Genomic DNA, 23,258 nt, shown 5'->3' with positions numbered 1-23,258 from the left:
CACGGTCTCAATGGAGCACCGTCAGGGATGGAAACCACTGGAGATCGGACCGGCCGACGCGGGGGTCACCGCGGACGCCGACGGCCTCGTCGCCCATCTGGATTCGCTCACCGGTCTGGAGCAGCTTCTCGCCAAGGAGAAGGCGCTGGTGTTCCGGGGGTTCGACGTGCCCGAGGGCGCGCTCGACACCGTCATGGACCTGCTGCTGCCGAACCGGCTCGCGTACGTGCACGGCAACTCCCCGCGCACGAAGGTCGGCGACAACGTCTACACCTCGACCGAGTACCCGGCCGAGTACGTGATCTCCATGCACAACGAAATGTCCTATGCCCATCAGTGGCCGGCCCGGCTGCTCTTCTACTGCGCCGTCGCCCCGGGGACCGGTGGTGCCACTCCCGTGGTGGACGGCCGGCTGTGGCTGGACTCCCTCGACGACGACGTCCGCGAGGCCTTCGCGGGCGGTGTCCGGTACACCCAGAACCTGCACGGCGGCCGCGGACTCGGCAAGAGCTGGCAGGACACCTTCGAGACCGGCAGCAAGGACGAGGTCGAGGAGTTCCTCACCGGTACGCGGGCGAGCTGGCAGTGGCTGCGCGGTGACGCGCTCCGGGTGACCCAGGACCGGGCTTCGACCCTGCGGCACCCGCTCACCGGCGAGGAGGTCTGGTTCAACCAGGCCGACCAGTGGCACCCCGCGGGGCTGGGCGACGAGACCGCCGCCGAGCTGGCCAAGGTCCTTCCTGCCGACGAACTGCCGCAGTCCGTCAGTTACGCCGACGGCAGCCCGATCCCGGCCGCTCACGTCCACCAGATCCGTGACCGCGGGCTCGCGGCGGCCGTCGACGTCGACTGGCGCCGGGGCGACCTGCTGCTGATCGACAACGTCCTGGTCGGCCACGGCCGCCGGGCGTACTCCGGAGCGCGCCGCGTGCTGGTCGCCATGTCCGACTGACCGCGCCGCCCCCGGTCTCATCCGGAGGTGAGCAGCGGGCACGCCCGGTAGGCGCGCGCGACCCGGACCAGCCAGATGATCTCCGCGCTCAGATCGGCCGCCGATGGTCCGTCGGCGGCCCGCAGCGTGTCAGGCACCGCCGGCGGCAGACCCAGCCGCTGGGCGTGCAGGGCGGCCTTGAGCTGGGCGGCCGTGACGCTGGCCGCCAGCTCCTCGCCGACGAGACCGGTGGCGCTGCCGAGCCGGGCGGCCCGCTCGGCGACCTCCGCGTCGAGGCTCTCCCGCAGGGCCAGTTGTCCGTCCCGGATCTCGATGGTCCTGCGGTACAAACGGAATTCTATGTTCCGTACGGTCAGCAGGGACCAGAGCCGGGAGAACCGCCCCTCCTCCAGGGCGATGTCCGGCCGGCTCCGTACCAGCGCCAGCCACAGCGGATGGAGCCGCTGGTACTGCGTGTATCCGCGCGCCGCACGGTGGGCCTTGGTCAGCAGCGGCCCCCAGCCCGGCAGCGTCCACCCCGTCTGGGCGAGCAGTCCCCCGATGCCGCCGCAGAGCCACGCGGCACGCTCCACCCAGGAGGGGTTGTGCGTGACGCACCCGCACACACCGTTGGCGAAGCGGACCGCCCCGTACCCGAGCGAGAGCGCGGATCCCACCGCCGTGACACGCAGTCCGCGGCTGAGCCACAACCGGTTCACCCGCCGCGCGCAGCGCAGGCACAGGACCGCCACCAGTACCTCGCCGATCACGAACACGGCGCTGTACAGCAGCAGATAGCGCCGATAGTCGGCGTCCCCCGCGTAGTGGACGGTGAAGTCCCGGGGATGTTCGCCCGAGGAGCTCAGCCGGACGAAGAGCACGGCGAGCGCGGCCACCAGCCCGCAGAGGACGAGGAGATGGCGGACCATGTTCCTCCTGGCCCGTCCGGGCGGGAGGAGCATCCGGTCGAACAGGGCACACTGCGCCACGATCAGGCCCATCACGCAGCTCTGGGCCAGCAGCGCCGCGCTGTTGGGGATCCCCGTGAGCCGGTCGACGGCGAGCCAGACCATGGGGGTGGACAGGGTGAAGCTGAGCGCCGAGAAGCCGTGCACGGCGCACAGGGCCCACAGCGCGGGGTCGCGCGGGGCGCGCCGCAGCGGACCGATCTTGTAGAGCAGAGCCGCCACCGCGACCAGGGCACACAGCGGGTGCAGCAGAGTCGTCACGCGGGACCGGCCGCCCCAGGGACGTCCGGGTGCTGGGGCAGCAGCGTGCGTTCCAGCCTGTCGACGAGCACGGCGCTCTCGGCCATGGGTGCCCAGACCGGGTCCAGGGGCCGGTGGTTGGCGCCCTGGAGGAGGAGCGTGCCGATCAGCTCGGCCTCCTGCTCCTCGTCGTGCGTATAGGCGGTCCGCCGCCGCAGGCCGGTGACCGTCCGCGGGTCGACACCGGGCAGCAGCAGCCGCGCCATGTCCTGGCTCACGGCCGTCTCCCGCGGCCGTTCCTCGTCATGGCACAGCAAGTGCCCCAGCTCGTGTCCGACGATGTGCTGCTGGTGGACCGGGCTCGTCATCCGCTCGTAGAAGATGTAGTCGGCCTGGGACGTGCGGACCCACACCCCGCAGTGGCCCTCGGCGGGGAAGGACATCGCCTCCAGATGGATGGCCCGTCCCGTCCGCTGCGTGACGCGTCGGCACACATCGGGGATGCCGTAGGAGGACGGCAGGCCGAGTCCGCGGACAAGAGCCGCGCAGCGTGCCCGCCGCTTGCGCGTCGTCATCCCTCGCACGGCTCGTCCGGGCATTCCGACAGCCCTTCCAACTCCCGTACGCGCTGGATCACTTCGGTGATGGAGTCCAGACTCTTCGCGGACAGGCCGGAGGCGCGCAGGGCGATGGCCTGCACCCCGGCGTCCTTGAGCGCGGCCATGAGCCGCAGGTCTCCCGCCACTTTGCTATCCGCGCAGTTGTCGAAGAAGTAGGTCGGCGGAACACCGAAGAACTGGGCGAGCGCCTCGACATGACGCAGCGTCGGGTTGTCCCGGTGTCCCTTGCGCAGCAGCCAGATGTAGCTCGCCGAGATGGGCACCCCCGTGAGGGTGATGCTCCGCGCTACCTCCTCCGTGCTGTACGGGCGCCGACCTCCTGGAGTCACCGTGCTGAACAGGTGGTTGAGCTTGTCGGCGAGACGCGGCCCGACCGTCGCGCCAGGTTCGTCCACGTGGACACCTCCAGACTGATGGTCGGATTCTACGTCGGGCGATCACTCCCCGCGGAAAGATCAACACCTTGCCCCGCATCGATTTTCTCACTCGTCGCCGGGTTGGTTCCTTGGGTAGAGTCCACAACTCGTGTAGCAGATGAGGTTTCGGGATGGCGTTCCTCAGTCGAGACCAGGACTGATGTCGTCCCTGCGGGGGTGACCGTGCGGTGGGACATGCGGTCGCCATGTGCTTCTGGGGAGGGCGCAGTGTTCGACTTACTTGGGCTGGACGACATCGCACAGGCCGTGTACGAGGAGATGCTCAAGGATCCGGCGGCGACCGCCGACGCCATCGCGTGGAGACTCGGCCGACCGGCCTCCCAGGTGCGGAACGCGATGACAGAGCTGAACAGCCGCTCGCTGATCAGGCCGTCCTGGCAGGACCCGGGCGAGTACCGCGCGGTCGAACCCGAGGTCGGTCTCAAGCTCCTGCTGTCCACCCAGGAGGCGGATCTGCACCGCCGGCAGGAGGAGTTCGAGGCGGCCCGGCTCCAACTCGAAGGCCTGGCCGCCGAGTACGCCGAATTCAGCCGCTCCCGGCAGGGCACCGACACGGAACGGCTCGGCGGAATCGACGCGATACGCCTGCGCATCGAGGCGCTGGCGGCGGGCTGCTCCTCCGAGATCATCGCCTTCGTGCCCGGTGGCGCGCAGTCGCCGGCCAACATGGAGGCGAGCCGGCCGCTGGACGAATCCGCACTGGCCCGCGGCGTGCGCATGCGCAGTGTCTACCTGGAGAGCATCGGCAACGACCGGGCCACGATGGAGTACGCGCGCTGGCTCGGCGACTCGGGCGCGCACATCCGCTTCGCCGCGGTACTGCCGCCCCGCATGGTGATCTACGACCGGGAGGTGGCGATCGTCCCGGACGATCCGGACGCCACCCACCGGGGAGCTCTCGTCACCCGGAGCAAGGGCGTCGTCAGCGCGCTGTGCGAGCTCTTCGAGCAGGTCTGGAGCACCGCACGGCCCCTGGACTACGCACCGTGGCCCGACGACGACGGACTCACCCTTCAGGAACAGGCCGTACTGGACCTGTTGGCGCAGGGGCACGCCGACGACCAGATCTCCCGGCGTCTGGGCATCTCCGTCCGCACCACCCGGCGCATCACCGCCGGCCTGGCGCACCGGCTGGGCGCCAAGAGCAGGTTCCAGACCGGGGCCCTGGCAGCGCTCCGCGGCTGGCTCGATCCCCAGCGGCCCGCCGTATAGCCCCGGTATAGGGGGTCGTCCGACGCTTCTCGGCGGCGCCGACGGCCGGTCATCCACGACCGCCGGCCGCCCCACCACTGTCGACCACCCGAGGTGCGGCATGCTTCCCCACACTCAGCGAACCGAAGCGCGCGGAGCCCGGCTCCTGGGCATCGGTGTCCACCGGCCACGGCGCGTGGTCGGCAACGACGAAGCGGCGGTCAGGACCGGGCGTACGGCCGAATGGATCCGTCGCCGCACCGGAATCCTCGAGCGCCGCTACGCGGACCACGACGAGACCGTGGCCGGCATGGCCGTCGAGGCGTCCAGGAAGGCGCTGGCCGACGCCGGTGTCACCGCGGCCGAGATCGACACGGTCCTCGTCGCCTCGATGTCGGATCTGCGGCAGAGCCCCGCCTCGGCCCCCGAAGTGGCCCACCGCATCGGCAGCCGGGCCGCGGCCTTCGACCTGAACGCCGCGTGCGCGGGCTTCTGTTACGGCCTCGCCCTCGCCGCGTCCATGGTCAGGGACGGAACGGCCGGCCATGTCCTGCTGATCGGCTCCGAGAAGATGACCGACATCGTGGACCCCCACGACCCGGGCGCGGCGTTCCTCTTCGCGGACGGAGCGGGAGCCGTCGTGATCGGCCCCGGCCGCCCCGAGGAGGACGGGATCGGCCCCGTCGTCTGGGGTTCCGACGGCGGACGCGGCGATCTGATCGCGCACGACGCCTCGTGGGCGGAGTACCGCGACACCCCCGGTGCCGCCTGGCCCGCGATGCGGATGGCCGGACCCGAGGTCTTCCGCTGGGCGATCGAGGACATCCCCGAAACGGCCGGGAAGGCTGCGGCGGCGGCCGGGACGACACTGGATCGCCTCGACGCCTTCGTCCCGCACCAGGCCAACCTGCGGATCATCGACACCCTCGCCCAGCGCCTCGACCTCCCGCCGGAGGTCGCCGTCGCCCGCGACGTGGTGCACTCCGGCAACACCTCTTCCGCGTCCATCCCGCTGGCCGTCTCCCGGCTGCGCGAGCTGGGCACGGTCGGCAGCGGTGCCACGGCCCTGCTCGTCGGCTTCGGCGCCGGGCTCACCTGGGCGGCGCAGGTCGTCCGGCTGCCCTGACAGCCACGGAACGACACGTACGGGTACCTGCCCACGTACCCGAACACGGACTTCAGCACGGACTTCAGCACGGACATTGAGACAAGGAGCACACGGTGAGCAGCGCAAGCACGGCCCGAACCGCCTCGCCGGCCTGGGAGTTCACCCCCGGTCGGCCCGCCCTCGCGACGATCGGCGGTCTGACGGCCATGGCCGAGGCGGAGCGATGGCTGATCTCGGCCCGCGCCGAACTGGAGGCGGCCCTGCACCAACACGGCGCCGTGCTCCTGCGGGGCCTGCCCCTCGCGGGCGTCGACGACTTCGCCGCCGTACGGGACGTCCTCCTCCCGCAGCGCACCCCGTACCGCGAGAAGGCCACGCCCCGCAGCGACTTCGGAAACGGCGTGTACTCCTCCACCGATCTGCCGCCCTCCCAGCCGATCCGGATGCACAACGAGAACAGCTACACCCTGACCTTCCCCGGTCTGCTGATGTTCGCCTGCCTGGTCGCGCCCTCGGAGGGCGGCGCCACCCCGGTCGCCGACTGCCGTGAGGTCCTGCGCCTCCTCCCCGACTCCCTGGTCGAGCGGATGCGCACCACCGGCTGGCTGCTGCGGCGCAGTTACTCCGACAACATCTCCACGCACTGGACGACCGCGTTCGCCACCGAGGACAGGAGCGAGGTCGAGCGGTACTGCGCGGAGAACCTCGTCTCCCACCAGTGGCAGGAGGACGGCAACCTGCGCACCAGCCAGTTGCGGCCCGGGATCGTCCGGCATCCCTCCACGGGCGAGGAGGTGTGGTTCAACCATCTCGCGTTCTGGAACGAGTGGTCCCTGGACGAGGAACTCCGGGAGGCGCTCACCGACGAGTTCGGGTGGGACGGGCTGCCGTTCAACACCTCCTTCGGTGACGGCGAACCGCTCACGAAGGACGAGCTGGACCTGATTCAGGACGCCTACGACCGGGCCACGGTCCGCGCGCCCTGGCAGGCCGGCGATCTGCTCCTGGTCGACAACGTCCTGACCGCCCACGGCCGTGACCCCTTCCGCGGCGACCGCCGGATCGTGGTGGCCATGGGGAACCCCGTGGAGATCACCGACTGCAGCCCCGCTGTCCGCCCCGCTCCCTAGGGCCCTTCTCGCATGCCAGTCCCCGGCCGCTTTCTCGACCGTCTCGTCTTTCTTTCCGTTCTCGAAGGAGCCCGTTCCATGGCCGATCCCCTCCGGCAGCCGGCCGACCTGCTGAGCCGCTTCCGCCAAGCGGTCCGCGACGACCCCGACCGGACCGCCGTACGGGCGACGGACGGCGAGCTGAGCTTCGCCGAACTCGACCGGGCCACCGGGTGGCTGGCCGAGACTCTCCGCTCCCGGGGCGTCGGCCGGGGCGACCGGGTCGGTGTGAGCCTGCCGCGCGGCAGGGCACTCGTCGTGGCGCTGCTCGCGGTGTGGCGTACGGGCGCCGCCTATGTACCGCTCGATCCCGCCTACCCGCGGGACCGGCTGGCGTTCATGGCCGAGGACGCGGGCATCCGGCAGTTGCTGGCAGCGGGCGACTCCCCCGCGGGCCCGCCGTTCCTGCCCGCCGGCATGGAGGTGGTCACTGCGGACGTACGGACGGACCACCCGTCCCCCGCTCGTACGGACCCGGAGGTGCCCGCCCTCGCCCCCGCCTACGTCATCTACACCTCGGGCTCGACCGGCACCCCGAAGGGCGTGGAGGCGACACGGGGCGGTGTGGCCTCACTCGTCTCGGCGCTCGAAGCGGCCGGCATGTACGACGCCGGGCCACGCGTCGTCGCCTGGAACGCCAGCGCGTCCTTCGACGCGTCGGTCCAGCAGTGGGTGCGCGTGTGCCGGGGCGACACGGTCGTGGTCCTGGACGACGACCACCGCAAGGAACCCGAGCGGCTCGCCGACCTGCTCGACCGGTACGGCGTCACCGATCTCGATCTGACCCCGTCGCACTGGGAGCTGCTCCGCGCCCGGCTCCTGCCCCCGCGTGCGGACGGCCGCGTGCTGCGGCTCTTCATGGGCGGAGAGCCCGTTCCCGGGCACGTTTGGGGCGAACTCGCCGCGGCCGGTGTCCGGGGAGAGCTCGAAGCGCTGAATCTCTACGGGCCCACCGAATGCACCGTCGACGCCACCGCCGCCTGGATCACCGGCGCGCAGCCACACATCGGCCGCCCGCTCGCCGGAGGCGGCCAGGTGCACATCCTGGACGAACGGCTGCGGCCGGTGCCGCCCGGCACCGCCGGCGAGGTGTGCATCGGCGGCCCCCGGCTGGCCCACGGCTATGTGAACCGGCCCGCGCTCACCGCGGACCGCTTCGTGCCCGACGCCCTCGGCGGCCCCGGCGCCCGGATGTACCGCACCGGCGACCGGGCGAGGCTGACGGCCGAAGGCGATCTGGAGTTCCTCGGGCGCGTCGACCGTCAGGTCAAGATTCGTGGCTTCCGGATCGAACCGGGCGAGATCGAGCAGGTGTTGACCGCGTACCCGGGCATCGCCACGACTGCCGTGCTGGTACGGAACGGCGGCACCGCAGGCGATCAGCTGGTGGCCTACTGCGTACCGGTGAAACCCGTGGACGGGCCCACCGCCGCCGCAGCCCTCACCGAGCGCTTGCGCGAGCATGCGGCCGAGGCCCTGCCCGCCTTCATGGTGCCCTCCCTCTATCTGCTCCTGGACGAACTGCCCCTGACCCCGAACGGCAAGCTCGACACGGCCGCCCTGCCCGGAGCCCGGGAGGCGAGCGCCTCCGCGGCGGCGGTGCGCGCCCCGCGGGGCGAGTTCGAGAAGCTCATCGCGGAGGTCTGGTCCGAGGTGCTCGGCCGGGAGGAGGTGGGCGCTGACGACGACTTCTTCGCCCTCGGCGGCCACTCGCTCATGGCGCTGCGCGTGGTCGCACGCCTCAAGAAGCACCTCGGCCTGGTGATCTCGATCAAGGAGGTCTACCGCTATCCCGGGCTGCGGGACCTCGCCCGGCACGTCGAGGCAACGAGCCGACCCGCCACCGCCCTTGCCTGACCCGATTCCCACGCGATCGCAGAAGAGGACAGAGATGCAGCTGCTCGATACGGCACTGGTCCGCCCCCGACAGGTGCCGGACGTCCGGCGGACACTGGTCTGCCTCGGCTTCTGTGGCGGAGGCGCGGGTGTGTACCTGCGCTGGGCGGACGCGATGCCGCCCGGCGTGGAGCTCGCCGCCGTCTGCTATCCAGGCCGGGAGGGACGGTTCGTGGAGGACTTCGCCGGGGACTGGGACGCCCTGGCCGAGGACGCCCTGGCCGTCGTCAGCGCTGTGGAAGGACCCTATGTGCTGTTCGGACACAGCATGGGGGGCTGGATGGCCTTCGACGTCGCCTCCCGCATCGAGGAGCGCGGCGGGCGTGCCCCCGAGGCCCTCGTGGTCTCCGGGGCGAACGCGCCCAGTTTCGGGCTGACGGTCCGGGACATGTTTCCCGCGCAGCAGGACACCGACGACCAGCTCATGGACTGGATGCGTACGTTCGGCCTCCTGCCGGAGCATGTACTCGGGGATCCGGACCTGGCGGAGATGGCCCTGGAGCTCATGCGCGCCGACATCCGGGTCCGCGACACCTTCTACCACCGCGAGGGCGCGAAGGTGAGCACACCCCTCCAGATCCTCTCCGGCGCCGACGACGACATCATCGACCCCTACGTGGCCGACCAGTGGCGCAAGCTGTCGACCGGCGACTTCCGACACGACGTCCTCCCGGGCGGCCACTTCTACACCCCGGACATCTGGAGCAGCCTGCCCTCCCGGATCACGGCCCTGCACCAGGCCTGAGCGACGCGGTCACACAGGGGCGCCAGCCCTGTGAACCTTCCGGTACGGGCCGGGAGGACACCTGACCCCGCCGTCGGCCCGAAGGCTGACGAAACGGAAGCCAACAGGGACGAGGCTGAGCACCTGCCGACCTGGGCTCCGACATCGTCCCTCTGACCTGCACAGATGACCAAAAGCCGATCGCCTGATGCGCGCGGCAAACCTTGTTCACAAGCTGGGCGACGGCGTCGTGGTGAACAGCCGCACGACAGACGTAGCGATTGAGATCGCTCGCGCGCTCGCACCCACTCGGCGAGTGGGTGCGGGGTGTGCGAAGCCTCGAACGCGGTATTGGCTCTCTCTTCCGGGGAGTTGAAGCCTCGCCATGGTGCCAGCTCCCTGCCTCGCACGCAGGAAGTCGACCAGCCTCGCCACATCCAGGAACCGCCAACGCACTCTCCGGCATCATGACCTCCATGACCAACGGGGCGGATGTACTGACGGCGGCGGCCGAGTTCGACCGGAGCGGCGTGGCGAACGTCGAGTCGGCTGCTGAGGACGAGCGCAAGCAGGTGCTGTCCCAGTTCCCGCTGGAAAAGTGGTCGGAGCTTCCACTGGAGCGATACGCCCTCGGGCAGACCGCGGCCCCGGGATCGGGGCCGACGTACTGCCGTCTGGTGGAGTTCCTGACTCCGAACCTGGGCAGCATCAAGGGCGGCAGTGCCGCGAAGCACATCATGTACCACCACGTCTCCGGCGAATGGCGTCTGGCCGCTCCCTTGCGCGGCATGGAACCGCAGGAGGCCTGGGCTCACCTGCGCGGTCAGTTCGTCCAGGCTTTCGGCGCCGTCGCGGCGGGAGACTTCGACGCCCTGGACGATCTCGAAGTACTGCGGTACGGGCCGACGTTGGTGACGAAGACTCTGGCGACCTACTTCCCCGAGCATTTTCTGCCCATCTACGCGGGGGAGCATCTGCGCCGGTTCGTCGCCCTGTTGTCGGGTGGCTCAGCGCAGGGCGACGCCCCGGCCTGGCGCAGCAATCGCCGTCTGCTGGAACTCGTACGGGACAGTGCGGAGTTCGAGGGCTGGACCAGGTACGAAGTGATGCACTTCCTGTACCAGCACTCCGATCCGCGGCCCCGGCAGCGCACCATCTGGAAGATCGCTCCCGGCGAGCGCGGGCGCCTGTGGGACGAGTGCCGAACGGACGGAGTCATACGGGTGGGATGGGAGCAGGTCGGGGACCTCGGCCTGTACCAGAGCGACACCGATCTGAAGCAGGCTCTGGACGCGCACTGGCCCGGCAAGAGCGGCGGCAGCCTGACGCTCGCCCGTCGGCTGCTGGCCTTCCGTGATCTGGAGGAAGGCGACCGGATCGTGGCCAATCGAGGGGTGGACGAGGTACTGGCCACGGGCACGGTCAGGGGGAACTACCGCTTCGAAACGGACCGCCAGGAGTACCAGCACGCCGTCCCTGTGGAATGGGATCTGTCGCACGCGCAGCGGTTGTCGGAACCCAGGCAGTGGCGGTCCACCTTCGCCAGGGTCGACCCGGCCTTCTTCGCCAAACTCACCGCGTCCCAGGCCGACTCCGGCGCCGGCGCGAACCAGGAGCCGCAGACCACGCCGGTCGCACTGCCCGAGGATGTGCAAACCGTCCTGGACGCCCTGAAACGCAAGGGCCAGGTGATCCTGCACGGACCGCCCGGTACAGGCAAGACACGGCTCGCCCTCGGAGCGGCCCTTGCCATGGACGGTCGCGCGGAGGCCCTCGATGCCAACGCCGACCAGCGCGCCAAAGCTCAGGCCGAAATGCTGCACGGCGACCGCGTCCACATGGTCACCTTCCATCCCTCCTACGGCTACGAGGACTTCGTCGAGGGCTTCAAACCAGACCTGAGTGCCACGGGCCCCGGGCTCACACTCACCCTCACGGACGGCCTGTTCCACAACCTGTGCAGCCGGGCCGCCGCTCACACCGAACAGGAATTCCTGCTGGTCATCGACGAGATCAACCGCGGTGACCTGCCGCGGATCTTCGGCGAGTTGATCACCCTTCTCGAACTGGACAAGCGGAACCTGCCGGTCGCCCTCCCCGTCAGCAAGCGGCACTTCTCCGTCCCGCCGAACGTACGCGTCATCGGCACGATGAACACCGCCGACCGGAGCATCAGCCACCTGGACGCCGCCGTACGCCGCCGCTTCGCCTTCCTGCCGGTGGGTCCGGACCCGGACGCGGTCTCTGGGACGGTCGGCCCCCTGGACCTGGCCGCGTTCTTCGAGGCCCTCAACACACGCATCACCCGTCACATCGACGCCGACCACCAGATCGGGCACGCCTATCTGCTGCGCGACGGTGCGCCGATCACCACCGAGGAGGATCTGGCCGCGGTCTTCCACCACGAGGTGATCCCCCTCCTGGAGGACTACTGCGTCGGCCGGGCGGAACTGCTGCACCGCATCCTCGGCGGACTGGTCGACGCAGACACCGGGCGTCCGCTGCTCATGTCCCCGCCGGACCTGGCGGACGCGATGGCGACCGAGTTCACCAGCGGCGTGTCCGGCCCGGATGCCTGACCGCACCACGGTCCGGCTCGGCGAGTACGCGTCCGCCGCGCTGGAACCCGGTCAGCTCACTCCCCGGGACGTCGACCGCCTGTACGCCCTCCAGGCGCGGGGCGGCCTGACCCTGGTCCCGGACCGTACCGGCTGGCGGCTCAAGGCCGACGCGACCGTCGGGGTCCTGGTCCTGGACCGTATCCGCCTGGTCATCGTGCCCAAGTTCGCCATCCCGGGAGAGCGGCTCATGAGCTGGCTCGCCTACGCCCTCGGCACGCCCGTCCCGGCGACGGCCAGGCGTTGGGACACCGGGCCTGACGGATACGCCGACCTGGTCGCCGCAGCCGTGCTCGAAGAGTGCGAGCGGCTGCTACGGAACGGACTGCGCCGGGACTACGTACGCCGCCGGAGTGTCGAACCCGTACTCCGAGGACGGCTGGACGTTGTCGCCCAGGCCACTCGCCGCTACGGACAACTGGATCAACTGCATGTCCATACCTTCGACCGCGAGGCGGACATCTGGGACAACCGTGTTCTGGGGAGTGCGCTCAAGGCCGCGTTCGGCCTGACCGCCAACCCCGACCTGGCGCGCGCCCTGCATGGCATCGCCGGCGCTTTTCCACAGGCCCCCACCCCTGCCGCGGCGCTCCGTGCGCTGGACCGCACCCACTACACACGCCTGAACGCCCACTACCGCCCCGCCCACACCTGGGCCCGCCTTCTGCTGCGCGGTGGAGGCGTGACCGACCTGCTCAGCGACCACGGCAATACGGCGGACGGCCTCCTGCTCGCCATGCCCGCACTCTGGGAAGCCGTCGTCCGCCGTCTCGGCACAGAGGCCGTCAGCCCGTACGGCGGCCACGCCGTGCCCGGCGGAAGCGGTATCGGCATCACTGTTCGTGGAGACCTGGGCAACGTCTCGGCCTTCCGCCCCGACCTCGTGCTCAGACTTCCCGGTCACGACGGGACACCTTCCACGCTGCTACCGGTAGACGCCAAGTACAAGCGCTACGACCGCCACAGCGTGAGCTCGGCCGACGTACACCAACTTCTCACCTATAGCAGCGGATACGCCCTCAGGAATGCCCCGAGCGCAGTGATCATCCATCCCCAGCCCGGCTGGCACGCCCACCGCACCCTTCACGTCGACGGCCCTCAGGGCAGACTCGGCGTCATCCACGTTCTCGGCATCGACACCCATGCTCTTCCCGAGGCAGCGACCGCGTGGATCGGGTCGGTGCTGCGCTGAGCCCCCTTACCAGGGGTCGTACGCCCGGCAGGTGTGCGTACGTGCGATGTCCCCGCGTCCGCTTGAACCGCCCCTGACCGAAACCCGATGCCGCCGCGATCGTCAAGCCATGAGCTCGGCCGGCTGCTACCTCTCGTAGTCAACGGCGAGGCCACCGATGTCGGCCTGCTGCCCGTCGGCGTGCCCATGCCGGTAGCCACTGCCTGTGAAGCGCGTACGGCGCACCTTTCCGACCCGTCCGCCAGCGGCAGACACCACGACCGCCCGATGCGCGGCCCGTCGCCACCCGCTCGCGCGCCACCTTGAGCAACCGCTCGAACTGCTTCATCCGCGAACCCGTACCCCGCACGCACCCTTCCCGGTCACTTCAAGATCGACGCATGGAATTCTCCTGTGCCCGCCGCCCGAAGGGAAAGTGCGTCTCGATTCGGACATGCCGCACCCGAGAAAGTTTCTCATTCACCTATCGGCGTTTCGGTGATGTGAGAGGGGAGTGAACGAGACGCCACCTTCAGGGAATTGCTCGGGTCCCGGCACCTCTTCCGGCGTCCACAGTTGACCGAATCAATGCGCCCGCACACCGTCCCACTGGTTCAACATTGACCAGCCAGTAACAACAGGACTACCTTTCAACGCGTTTCGAGCAGGCTCAATAAATCCGTGTTCCCGGGTCGCCGCAGGTCCCGCTGGAATCCGACGCGCCGCCATCGTTGTCGTACCGCATCCCCCACCATGCAGTCTCAGCTTGATTCGGAGAATCATGACGTCTGCTGTGCGTTCCGAGGACATGATCATCGGCATCACCCCGTTCGGCGAACCCGACGCCCTGCTCGCCGCGGCGGTGTGCCGGGCCGGAGGGCTCGGAGTCCTCGACCTGGGTGACGGGGACCGAAGATCCCGTGACGCGCTGGAACGTCTGCACCGCCTGGCACCGGGCCCGTTCGGGGTGCGGATCGGCGCCCGCTGCTGGCTGGACCCCGCCGACCTCGCACCGGGGACCGGTGACGCCGGTCGGCCGGACACAGTGGTCCTCGCGGTCGACGCGCCGTGGCAGGCCGGCGATCTGACCGCCGGCCACCGCGTACTGGTGGAGGTCACGGACCTCGACGAGGCACGGGAAGCGATGCTCGCCGGGGCGTACGGGCTGATCGCCCGGGGCAGCGAATGCGGCGGCCGGGTCGGGGAGTTGAGTACCTTCGTCCTGCTCCAGCGGCTGCTCGCCGCGACCGACGTACCGCTCCCTGTCTGGGCCTGCGGCGGAATCGGCCCCCGGACGGCGGCCGCCGCGATGGCCGGCGGAGCGGCCGGGGTGGTGCTGGACAGCCAGCTCGCGCTGCTGGCCGAATCGTCGTTGCCGGAGGCGGCCGCCGCGCAACTGCGGTCCCTGGACGGCTCGGAGACGACCGTGCTGGCGGGTCACCGGGTGCTCATCCGCCGTGGCCCGGACGCGCCGCGGATCGCCCGGGCCGACCCGGAGACGGTAGCGGCGGTACTGGGCGCGCAGGATCCTCGTACCCAGTTGCTGCCGGTGGGTCAAGACGGCTTTCTCGCCGCCCGGTTCGCGCGTCTCTGGGGCGATGTGCGCGGGACGATACGGGCGTTGACGGCCGCGGTGTACGACGCCGTGCACGACGACATGGCCGCAGGAGCGCTGGACGTGGGCTCCCCGATGAGCCGGGCGCTCGGCACCCGGCTGCCCGTCGCGCAGGGGCCGATGACCCGGGTCAGCGACGGCGCCGAGTTCGCCGCGGCGGTCGCCGAGGACGGCGCGCTGCCATTTCTCGCGCTGGCGCTGGCGGACGGCGCGCGCGCCCGGGCGATGCTGACCGAGACCCGGGCGGCCGTCGCCGGACGGCCCTGGGGCGTCGGTGTGCTCGGCTTCGCGCCGGAGGAGGTACGTGCCGCCCAGTTGGAGGCGGTACGGGAACTGCGGCCGACCCACGCCGTCATCGCGGGCGGGCGCCCGTCCCAGGCACAGGCGCTGGAGGGGGACGGGATCCGCACCTTCCTGCACGTGCCCTCGCCGGGGCTGCTGCGACAGTTCCTGGAAGCCGGGGCCCGCCGGTTCGTGTTCGAGGGTTCCGAGTGCGGCGGGCACGTCGGTCCGCGCGGCAGTTTCCCGCTCTGGGAGGCTCAACTCGCGGTCCTGGAGGACTTCCTGGACGACACGGCCGACAAGAGCGTCGGCAACAGCAGGGGCGGCAAGGACGCAGGCGACGGGAACGGCGGGAACACGGCGGCGGCCCTGGAGGTGTTCTTCGCGGGCGGTGTCCACGACGAACGCTCGGCGGCGATGGTCGCCGCGCTCGCGGCCCCGCTGAGCTCGCGCGGGGCCGCCGTCGGGGTCCTCATGGGCACCGCGTACCTGTTCACCGAGGAGGCGGTCGCGCACGGCGCGATCCAGCCGCTCTTCCAGCGCCAGGTGCGGGCCGCCGAGCGGACCACGCTCCTGGAGACCGCGCCCGGCCACGCCACCCGGTGCGTGCCGAGCTCGTTCACCGAGGGATACCGCGAGCACGAGGGCCGGCTGCGGTCCGCGGGCGTGACCGACCGGCGGGTCTGGGAGGAACTGGAGCAGCTCAACATCGGGCGGCTGCGCCTCGCGAGCAAGGGCGTGGAACGGGACGGCGGCGGGGCGCTCAGGTCGGTCGGCGAGTCACGCCAGCTCACCGACGGCATGTTCATGGCCGGGGAGGTGGCCGTGCTGCGCTCGGCCACCACCACCGTCGCGGCCCTGCACGAGTCGGTGACCTCCGGGGCCGCCGGCTTCCTCACGCGGCGGGCGGCGGGGCTGCGCGACCGGCTGGGCGAGCGGCCGGGCGGGGCCGTGACCCGGGAGCCGGTGGTGCCCCCTCCGTTGGACGTCGCGGTCGTCGGGATGGCCTGCATGTTCCCGCAGGCGCCCGACCTCCCCACCTTCTGGGCGAACGTCGTCGGCGGCCGGGACGCGGTCGGTGAGGTCCCGCCCGAGCGCTGGGACCCGGCCGTGCACTACGGGCAGGGCGACGACGACGGGGCCGCCCCTTCCGGCGGTGCCGTCCCCTCCAAGTGGGGCGGCTTCCTGCCCCGTATCCCCTTCGACCCGCTGCGCTACGGCATCCCGCCGACGTCGCTCGGCAGCATCGAGCCGGTCCAGCTCCTGTCCCTGGAGGCCGCCCGGCGCGCCCTGGAGGACGCCGGATACGGCGACGGGGGACGGGAGTTCGACCGTTCCCGTACCTCGGTGGTATTCGGCGCGGAGGCGGGCAGCGACCTGTCCAACGCGGCCACGCTGCGCGCCGTGCTCCCGTCGTACCACGGGCGCGTTCCCGAGGGCCTCGACGGCCAGTTGCCCCGTCTGACCGAGGACTCCTTCCCCGGCATGCTCGCCAATGTGATCTCCGGCCGGATCGCCAACCGGCTGGACCTCGGCGGCGCCAACTTCACCGTCGACGCCGCCTGCGCCTCCTCGTTGGCCGCGGTGGACGTCGCGTGCAAGGAACTCGTCGGCGGCTCCAGCGATGTGGTGCTGTGCGGCGGCGCCGACCTGCACAACGGCATCAACGACTACGTCCTGTTCTCCTCGGTGCACGCGCTCTCCCCCACCGGGCGCTCCCGCTCCTTCGACGGCTCGGCGGACGGCATCGCGCTCGGCGAGGGCGTCGCCTGCGTCGTCCTGAAGCGGCTCGCGGACGCCGAGCGGGACGGCGACCGGATCTACGGCGTGATCAAGGGCCTCGGCAGTTCCAGCGACGGCCGTTCACGGGGCCTGACCGCGCCCCGCCCCGAGGGGCAGCGCTCGGCGCTGGAGCGGGCCTACCGCAACGCGGGTGTCTCACCGGCGGACGTCGGTCTCGTCGAGGCGCACGGAACCGGGACCGTGGTCGGCGACCGCACCGAACTGACCGTCCTGGGCGAGGTGTTCGGCAAGGCCGGCGCCGAGCCGGGAAGTTGTGTGCTCGGTTCGGTCAAGTCGCAGATAGGACACACCAAGTGTGCGGCCGGGCTGGCCGGGCTGATCAAGGCGACCCTGGCGCTGTACACCGGCGTCCGGCCGCCCACCTTGCATCTGGAGCACCCCAACGCCGCCTGGGACGAGGAGAGCAGCCCGTTCGTGTTCCACACCCGGGCCCGTCCCTGGGCGGCTCCGGCTCGACAACGGCTCGCCGGTGTCAGTGCGTTCGGATTCGGTGGCACCAACTTCCATGTGGTGCTCGGCGCGCACGCGGACGGCGCGGCACCGGCGCAGGCGCTGGACGCATGGCCCGCCGAACTGTTCGTGTTCCGGGGCCGGGACACGGCGGCGGCACACCGGGCCGTCGAGGAACTGCTCGGGGCCGCCGAGGCCGACGGCCGGCCGTGGCGGCTACGCGACCTGGCGCTGAGCGCGGCCCGCCGGGCGGACGTCTGTCCGGATCCGGCGCGGGTGGCGATCGTGGCCGCGGACGTGGACGAACTGACCGGGCGGCTGAGGCGGGCGCTGGCCGGGGAGCACGATCCCGCGCACGGCGTCCATCTGGTGCCGCAACGCGACGGGCGGACGTCACCTGCCGCGGCATCTGCCCAGGACCCGGCCGAGGGCAAGGTCGCCTTCCTCTTCCCCGGTCAGGGCAGCCAGCGCCCCGGAATGCTCACCGACCTGTTCGTCGCCTTCCCCGAGTTACGCCACTACCTCGAACTCGGCGCCGACCACGCCGGCCGGCTGTACCCGCCCGCCGCCTTCGACGACAGCGCACGCGACCGGCAGCGGGCGGCGCTCACCGACACCCGGGCCGCCCAGCCCGCGCTCGGCATCACCGGACTCGCCGCCCACGCCCTGCTCACCACGGCCGGGGTGCGGCCCGACATGGCCGCCGGACACAGTTACGGCGAACTGGTCGCCCTGAGCGCGGCGGGCGCCCTGAGCCCCGAGACGCTTCTCGCGCTCAGCTCCGAACGGGCGGCGGCCATCCTCGCGGCCGCCGGGGCGGACCGCGGAGCGGACCCGGGGACCATGGCCGCGGTCACGGCCGGCGCCGCGGAGGTCGTAGGGGCCCTTCGGACCGTGGAGGCCCCGGCCACCGTGGTCGTCGCCAACCGCAACGCGCCCCGCCAGACGGTGATATCCGGCCCGGCCGACGACGTCACGGACGCCGTGCGTCTGCTGCGCGCGGCCGGGTACGACGCCCGGCGCATCCCCGTGGCCTGCGCCTTCCACAGCCCTGTCGTCGCCGGTGCGGGCGCCCGGTTCGCCGAGGCGCTCGCGGCCCGTCCGGTGCGCGCGCCGGAGTTCCCGGTCTGGGCCAACCGCACCGCGACGCCGTACGCCGCCGACCCGGACGCGGTACGGGCCGAACTCGCCGCGCAGATCGGCGCCCCGGTCGGGTTCGTCGAGCAGATCGAGGCGATGTACGAGGCGGGCGCGCGGATCTTCGTCGAGGCCGGGCCCGGATCCGTGCTGACCGGGCTGGTCGGACAGATCCTCGGCGACCGGCCGCACCGGACGGTCGCCTGTGAGCCGCGCCCGGACAGCGGCCTGCGCGGCTGGCTGGACGCCCTGGCCAAACTGGCCGTCGCCGGGCTGCCGGTGCGCACCGGCTGGCTGCTACGGGGCCGCGACGCCGTCGACGCGGTGCGCACGCCGGTGCCGAAGCGGCCCGGCTGGACGGTCGACGGACAGTTGGTCCGCACCGCCGCCGGAGATCTCCTTCCCGGTGCGCTCGCACCGGCCCGACAAGTCGTGGAGACGACGGTGCCGACGAACCCCCCGCACGCGGTCCCGTCCGACCGGAACGGCCGCCACGGCCTGCACTACCAGGACCGCCAGGACGCCCAGGACGCGCTGATCTCCGAATTCCTGCGCACCAGCCGCGAGATGGTCGCCGCCCAGCGTGACGTGCTGATGACCTACCTCGGAGCGGTGTCCGGGGAACGGACGGCCGTGCCACCCGCGCCCGTCGCCCCGCCGGCACCGCGGGACACGACGGCCGCCGCGCCCCAGGCGGAGCCGCCGATGTCCCCACCGCCCGGGGACACAGGGCTGTCGGCCGACGAAGTACCCGTCACCAGGCCGGCGTCGGTTCAGGACGTCGACGTCCAGCAGGTGGTCCTGGAGATCATCAGCGAGCGAACCGGCTATCCCCTCGACATGATCGAGCCCGATCTCGACCTGGAGGCCGACCTCAGCATCGACTCCATCAAGCGGGCCGAGATAGCCGGCGAACTGGCCCGGCGCCTCGGCGCCGGGGACGGCGCGGACCTCACCGGTCTCGACGACGCCGAGTTGGAGGATCTGGCGAAGGCACGGACGGCCGCCGCGGTGACCGACTGGCTGACCGCGCGGCTCTCCCGCCCCGCGGAACCGACCACGCCTCCAGCCGAGGACACCGAGACGATCCCCGCGGCCGACACGGCCGAGGCTTCCGCGGCCACCGAGTCGGCTGAGGCGTACGAGGCATCGGAGGCTTCCGGGACGGTCGAGGCCGTGCGAGCGGTGAACAGCTATGCAGTGAACGGCGATGCGGTGAACGCCGCGACGGTGAGCGGCCAGGCACCCAAGCGGTACCTGCTGCGGTCGGTGCCCCTCGAACAGGAGGGTGACACCGCGGATCCGGCGGCCGTACTGTCCGGGACGCGGTGGGTGGTCCTCGGCGACGCCCCCGAGATCGGCGCCCGGCTCGCCTCGTACGGCGCCGCCGTCGTCGTACGCGACCGGGACCATCTGCTCACCCAGGACGACGGCCGGGTGGACGGGGTCCTGTACCTCGTCACGGGTGGCGCGCCGGTGCTGCCGGACGCGTTCCCCGTCCTGAAGGCAGCCCTCGCCCTGGAACCGCGCCGGCTGCTGGCCCTGCGGGCCGTAGGCAGGGACACGCCGAACACGGCGGCCGCGGGGCTGCGCGGCTTCTTCCGCACCGTGGCGCGCGAGTACCCGTCGACGGTCGCGCGGACGGTGGAGGTGGTGACCACGTCGGCCGTCGCGGACACGCTGTCCGTCGCGGACGGGCTGCTGCTCGCGGACGCGCTCGTCGAGGAGTTGTGCGCGCCCGGCGTCGCCCCGGTCGTCCTGCGCCGGCCGGAGGGCCGGTTCGGCCTCGAGCTCGTCGAGTCACCGCTGGGGATCCTCGGCGGCACCGGCGCGGGCCCGGCCGGTGCCGGTGCCGCCGAAGCCGCCGCGCTCGGCCTGGACCGGGACGCGGTGGTCCTGCTGGCCGGCGGGGCACGCGGCATCACCGCGCAGTGCGCCGCGGCCATCGCCGCCGCCGGCCGGTGCCGGCTCGAACTGCTCGGCAGGACACCCGCGCCGGACGGCCCGGAGGACCCGGACACGGCCGCCGCCTCCACCCCGGCCGCACTGCGCGCGGCGCTCGCCGCCCGCGGCGGGATGAGACCGGCGGCGATCAACCAGGCCGCCGAACTCCTCCTCGCACAGCGGGAGATCACCACGACGCTGACGGAGCTCAGGGCGCTCGGAAGCGAAGTCCGCTACCGCTGCGTCGACTTCCGGGAACCGGATGCGGTGCTCCAGGCGGTGAAGGACATCCGCGCCGAGCACGGCCGCCTCGACGGTGTCGTCTACGCGGCCGGGGTGATCGAGGACCGGATCATCGCCGAGAAGACCCCCGAGTCCTTCCAGCGGGTCTACGGCACGAAGGCGACCGGCGCCGGTGCCCTGCTCACCGCGCTGGAGGAACTTCCCGACGGACCGGCGTTCAGCGTGCTGTTCGGCAGCGTCTCCGGCGTCTTCGGCAACCGGGGCCAGGCTGACTACGCGGCCGCCAACGACGCGCTCCAGACGCTCGGCTCGGCCTGGGCCGCCCGCACCGGACACCGGACCCTGACCGTGCACTGGGGGCCCTGGGCGCCCGCCGCCCGGCACGGCGGCATGGTCGGACCGGAGCTGGCCCGCGCCTACGGCCGCCGGGGCATCGGCCTGATCGACCCCGAGGAAGGCACCGCGGCCCTGCTGCGCGAACTCGCCTGGGGCGACCCGTCGACCACCGCCGTCGTCTACACCGCCTCGGGCTGGTGAGGGGTTCGGTGACGGATCCCGCGGCGGGCGCGGCAGGGGCGGCGAGGGACCGGACGGCGGGTGCGACGGACGAGACGGTGACACGGCGGCAGGTTCCGGTCGCCATCGTCGGCATGGCGGTACTGATGCCAGGAGCCCGGGATCTGGAGGCGTACTGGCTGAACCTGCGGGACGGCGTGGACGCGATCGGCGAGGTGCCGCACGGGCGTTGGGACGCCGGGTACTACCGCCCCGGCACCGCGTCCGAACCGGCCGTCGCCGACCAGGTGTACTGCCGCAGGGGCGGGTTCGTGGACGCACTGGCCGAGGTGGAGGTGACCCGGTTCGGGATCATGCCGAACTCGGTGGCCGGCACCGAGCCCGACCAGCTCATCGCGCTGCACGTGGCCGCCGCGGCCCTCGCGGACGCGGGCGGCCCGGACCGGCTTCCTGACCGGCGGCGCGTCGGTGTCGTTCTCGGCCGGGGCGGCTATCTCACCCCGGGCCTGGTCCGGCTCGACCAGCGGGTGCGCACGGCCGGGCAACTGGTGCGCACCCTGGGCGAGCTGTTACCAGAGCTGACAGACAGTCAACTTCAACGTGTGCGAAGGGCGTTCACCGACCGGCTCGGCCCCGACAGCCCGGAGTCGGCTATCGGCCTGGTGCCCAACCTGGCCGCCTCCCGGGTGGCCAACCGGCTCGACCTGCGCGGCCCCGCCTACACCGTGGACGCCGCCTGCGCCTCCTCGCTGGTCGCGGTCGACCAGGCGGTGGGCGAACTCTCCTCGGAGCGCTGCGATCTGATGCTCGCCGGAGGCGTACACCACTGCCACGACATCACCCTGTGGAGCGTCTTCTCCCAACTCCGTGCCCTCTCCCCCAGCGAGCGCAGCCGCCCCTTCCACCGGGACGCCGACGGCCTCCTCGTCGGCGAGGGCACCGGGGTCGTCGTACTGAAGCGACTGGCCGACGCCCGGCGCGACGGCGACCGGATCTACGCGGTGATCCGGGGCACCGGGGTGGCGAGCGACGGCCGGGCCGCCGGCCTGGTCAGCCCCGATCCCGGCGGTCAGGCGAGTGCCGTGCGGCAGGCCTGGCTCGCCGCCGGACTCGACCCGGCCGCGCCCGGCTCGGTCGGCCTGCTGGAGGCACACGGCACCGCGACCCCGGCCGGCGACGCGGCCGAACTGGCCACGCTCGGCACGGTGTTCGGCCCGGCCGGAAGATCCGGCACGGACCGCGCGGTGATCGGCTCGGTGAAGTCGATGATCGGGCACACCATGCCCGCCGCCGGAGTGGCCGGACTGGTCAAGGCCGCCCTCGCGGTGCACCACGCGACGCTGCTGCCGACCCTGCACTGCGACGACCCGCATCCGGCGCTGGCCGCGACCCGCTTCCGTACGCTGGAGAAGGCCGTCCCCTGGGAGATCTCGCCCGGTCACCCGGTGCGCCGGGCCGCCGTGAACGCCTTCGGTTTCGGCGGGATCAACGCCCACGTGGTGCTGGAGGAGGCACCGGCGCCCGTCACGACGGCGCCCGCCCCGGCAACCGGGCGCCCGGCCGTGCGGGTCGCCGAGCCCGAGCGGGTCCTGCTGCTCGCCGCGGACGGTCCGGAGCCGCTCGCCGCCCTGCTGGACACCGACGACGCCACGGTACGCGCCGCCGGACTCGACCCCGCGCTGCCCCATCCGGCCGCGGGCCGGGCCCGGCTCGGCATCGTCGAACCGACCGCGAAACGGCTGGCCCTGGCCCGCCGGGCGGTCGGCCGGGGCCGCGCCTGGCACGGCCGGGGCGACGTCTGGTTCCGGCCCGGCCCGCTGCTCGGTCCCGGGCACGGCAAGCTCGCCTTCGTCTTCCCCGGTCTGGAGAGCGAGTTCTCCGCGCGCGTCGACGACGTGGCCGCGCACTTCGGACTGCCCCGGGCGGCGCCCGAGGGCGACCCCGTCGGCGACGTGGGCCGGCACGGCCTCGGCGTGGTGGCCGTCGGACGCCTTCTCGACGCGGCGCTGCGTCGCCTGGGTGTCGTGCCGGACGCGGTCGCCGGGCACAGCGTCGGCGAATGGACCGCCATGACGGTGGCCGGGCTGTACTCCGGGGACGAGATCGAGGCGATGTACGAGGCGGGCGCGCGGATCTTCGTCGAGGCCGGGCCCGGATCCGTGCTGACCGGGCTGGTCGGACAGATCCTCGGCGAC

General features: G+C 72.0%; 13 protein-coding genes and 1 pseudogene. 11 read left to right on the top strand and 3 right to left on the bottom strand.

Annotated elements, in window-relative coordinates:
- Positions 1 to 10 precede the first annotated feature (10 nt).
- Positions 11 to 952 carry a TauD/TfdA family dioxygenase gene (locus ACWEBX_RS12020; RefSeq protein WP_451884754.1) on the top strand — a complete coding sequence of 314 codons (942 nt, stop codon included), beginning with the start codon at positions 11 to 13 and terminating at the stop codon, positions 950 to 952.
- Between the two features lie 17 nt (positions 953 to 969).
- Here the strand turns inward: ACWEBX_RS12020 and ACWEBX_RS12015 are convergent, their stop codons facing one another.
- From ACWEBX_RS12015 to ACWEBX_RS12005, 3 genes are read right to left on the bottom strand one after another with little or no spacing between them, the layout of a single operon-like run.
- Positions 970 to 2,160, bottom strand: a complete 1,191-nt coding sequence (locus ACWEBX_RS12015) for an MAB_1171c family putative transporter (RefSeq protein ID WP_451884753.1) — start codon at positions 2,158 to 2,160, stop codon at positions 970 to 972.
- Positions 2,157 to 2,714: a regulator component gene (locus ACWEBX_RS12010; protein WP_451884752.1), complete on the bottom strand. Its 558-nt coding sequence runs from the start codon at positions 2,712 to 2,714 to the stop codon at positions 2,157 to 2,159. The genes ACWEBX_RS12015 and ACWEBX_RS12010 overlap by 4 nt, the downstream gene beginning before the upstream one ends.
- Positions 2,711 to 3,154, bottom strand: coding sequence for a helix-turn-helix domain-containing protein (locus tag ACWEBX_RS12005; RefSeq protein ID WP_451884751.1), 444 nt, complete (start codon positions 3,152 to 3,154; stop codon positions 2,711 to 2,713). The genes ACWEBX_RS12010 and ACWEBX_RS12005 overlap by 4 nt, the downstream gene beginning before the upstream one ends.
- A 249-nt stretch (positions 3,155 to 3,403) precedes the next feature.
- Here ACWEBX_RS12005 and ACWEBX_RS12000 point away from each other — a divergent pair, with 249 nt between their 5' ends.
- The 10 genes and pseudogenes from ACWEBX_RS12000 to ACWEBX_RS11955 form a co-directional block, all read left to right on the top strand.
- Positions 3,404 to 4,408 carry a helix-turn-helix domain-containing protein gene (locus ACWEBX_RS12000; RefSeq protein WP_451884750.1) on the top strand — a complete coding sequence of 335 codons (1,005 nt, stop codon included), beginning with the start codon at positions 3,404 to 3,406 and terminating at the stop codon, positions 4,406 to 4,408.
- Positions 4,409 to 4,508: 100 nt separating this feature from the next.
- A complete protein-coding gene (locus ACWEBX_RS11995; protein WP_451884749.1) occupies positions 4,509 to 5,513 on the top strand; it encodes a beta-ketoacyl-ACP synthase III in 1,005 nt (334 codons plus the stop codon).
- 95 nt (positions 5,514 to 5,608) lie between these two features.
- Positions 5,609 to 6,625, top strand: a complete 1,017-nt coding sequence (locus tag ACWEBX_RS11990) for a TauD/TfdA family dioxygenase (protein ID WP_451884748.1) — start codon at positions 5,609 to 5,611, stop codon at positions 6,623 to 6,625.
- A gap of 78 nt (positions 6,626 to 6,703) precedes the next feature.
- Positions 6,704 to 8,521 carry a non-ribosomal peptide synthetase gene (locus tag ACWEBX_RS11985; RefSeq protein WP_451884747.1) on the top strand — a complete coding sequence of 606 codons (1,818 nt, stop codon included), beginning with the start codon at positions 6,704 to 6,706 and terminating at the stop codon, positions 8,519 to 8,521.
- A gap of 34 nt (positions 8,522 to 8,555) precedes the next feature.
- Positions 8,556 to 9,305 carry a thioesterase II family protein gene (locus ACWEBX_RS11980; protein WP_451884746.1) on the top strand — a complete coding sequence of 250 codons (750 nt, stop codon included), beginning with the start codon at positions 8,556 to 8,558 and terminating at the stop codon, positions 9,303 to 9,305.
- A 172-nt stretch (positions 9,306 to 9,477) separates the two neighbouring features.
- Positions 9,478 to 9,660: pseudogene (locus ACWEBX_RS11975) on the top strand (hypothetical protein); the annotation flags it as partial.
- A 100-nt stretch (positions 9,661 to 9,760) separates the two neighbouring features.
- The gene (locus ACWEBX_RS11970; protein ID WP_451884745.1) at positions 9,761 to 11,863 is read left to right on the top strand and encodes an AAA family ATPase; all 2,103 of its coding nucleotides are present in this window, start codon (positions 9,761 to 9,763) and stop codon (positions 11,861 to 11,863) included.
- On the top strand, positions 11,856 to 13,094 hold the full coding sequence (locus ACWEBX_RS11965) for an McrC family protein (RefSeq protein WP_451884744.1): 1,239 nt from the start codon (positions 11,856 to 11,858) through the stop codon (positions 13,092 to 13,094). The genes ACWEBX_RS11970 and ACWEBX_RS11965 overlap by 8 nt, the downstream gene beginning before the upstream one ends.
- Positions 13,095 to 13,854: 760 nt before the next feature.
- Positions 13,855 to 21,084, top strand: a complete 7,230-nt coding sequence (locus tag ACWEBX_RS11960) for an SDR family NAD(P)-dependent oxidoreductase (RefSeq protein WP_451884743.1) — start codon at positions 13,855 to 13,857, stop codon at positions 21,082 to 21,084.
- Positions 21,085 to 21,161: 77 nt separating this feature from the next.
- Positions 21,162 to 23,258 (top strand): beta-ketoacyl synthase N-terminal-like domain-containing protein (locus ACWEBX_RS11955; RefSeq protein WP_451884762.1); only part of this gene is annotated, 2,097 nt, incomplete at its 3' end.

Source organism: Streptomyces sp. NPDC005070 (assembly GCF_053600395.1).
Note: the sequence above shows the minus strand (reverse complement) of the source record. Positions and strands in the feature narration are given on the sequence as shown.

Excerpts from the sequence above, each read along its gene's own strand:
- ACWEBX_RS11980 (WP_451884746.1), top strand. The coding sequence starts at position 8,556 with ATGCAGCTGCTCGATACGGCACTGGTCCGCCCCCGACAGGTGCCGGAC.
- ACWEBX_RS11970 (WP_451884745.1), top strand. The coding sequence starts at position 9,761 with ATGACCAACGGGGCGGATGTACTGACGGCGGCGGCCGAGTTCGACCGG.
- ACWEBX_RS11965 (WP_451884744.1), top strand. The coding sequence starts at position 11,856 with ATGCCTGACCGCACCACGGTCCGGCTCGGCGAGTACGCGTCCGCCGCG.
- ACWEBX_RS12020 (WP_451884754.1), top strand. The coding sequence starts at position 11 with ATGGAGCACCGTCAGGGATGGAAACCACTGGAGATCGGACCGGCCGAC.
- ACWEBX_RS11960 (WP_451884743.1), top strand. The coding sequence starts at position 13,855 with ATGACGTCTGCTGTGCGTTCCGAGGACATGATCATCGGCATCACCCCG.
- ACWEBX_RS11995 (WP_451884749.1), top strand. The coding sequence starts at position 4,509 with ATGCTTCCCCACACTCAGCGAACCGAAGCGCGCGGAGCCCGGCTCCTG.
- ACWEBX_RS11985 (WP_451884747.1), top strand. The coding sequence starts at position 6,704 with ATGGCCGATCCCCTCCGGCAGCCGGCCGACCTGCTGAGCCGCTTCCGC.
- ACWEBX_RS12010 (WP_451884752.1), bottom strand. The coding sequence starts at position 2,714 with ATGACGACGCGCAAGCGGCGGGCACGCTGCGCGGCTCTTGTCCGCGGA.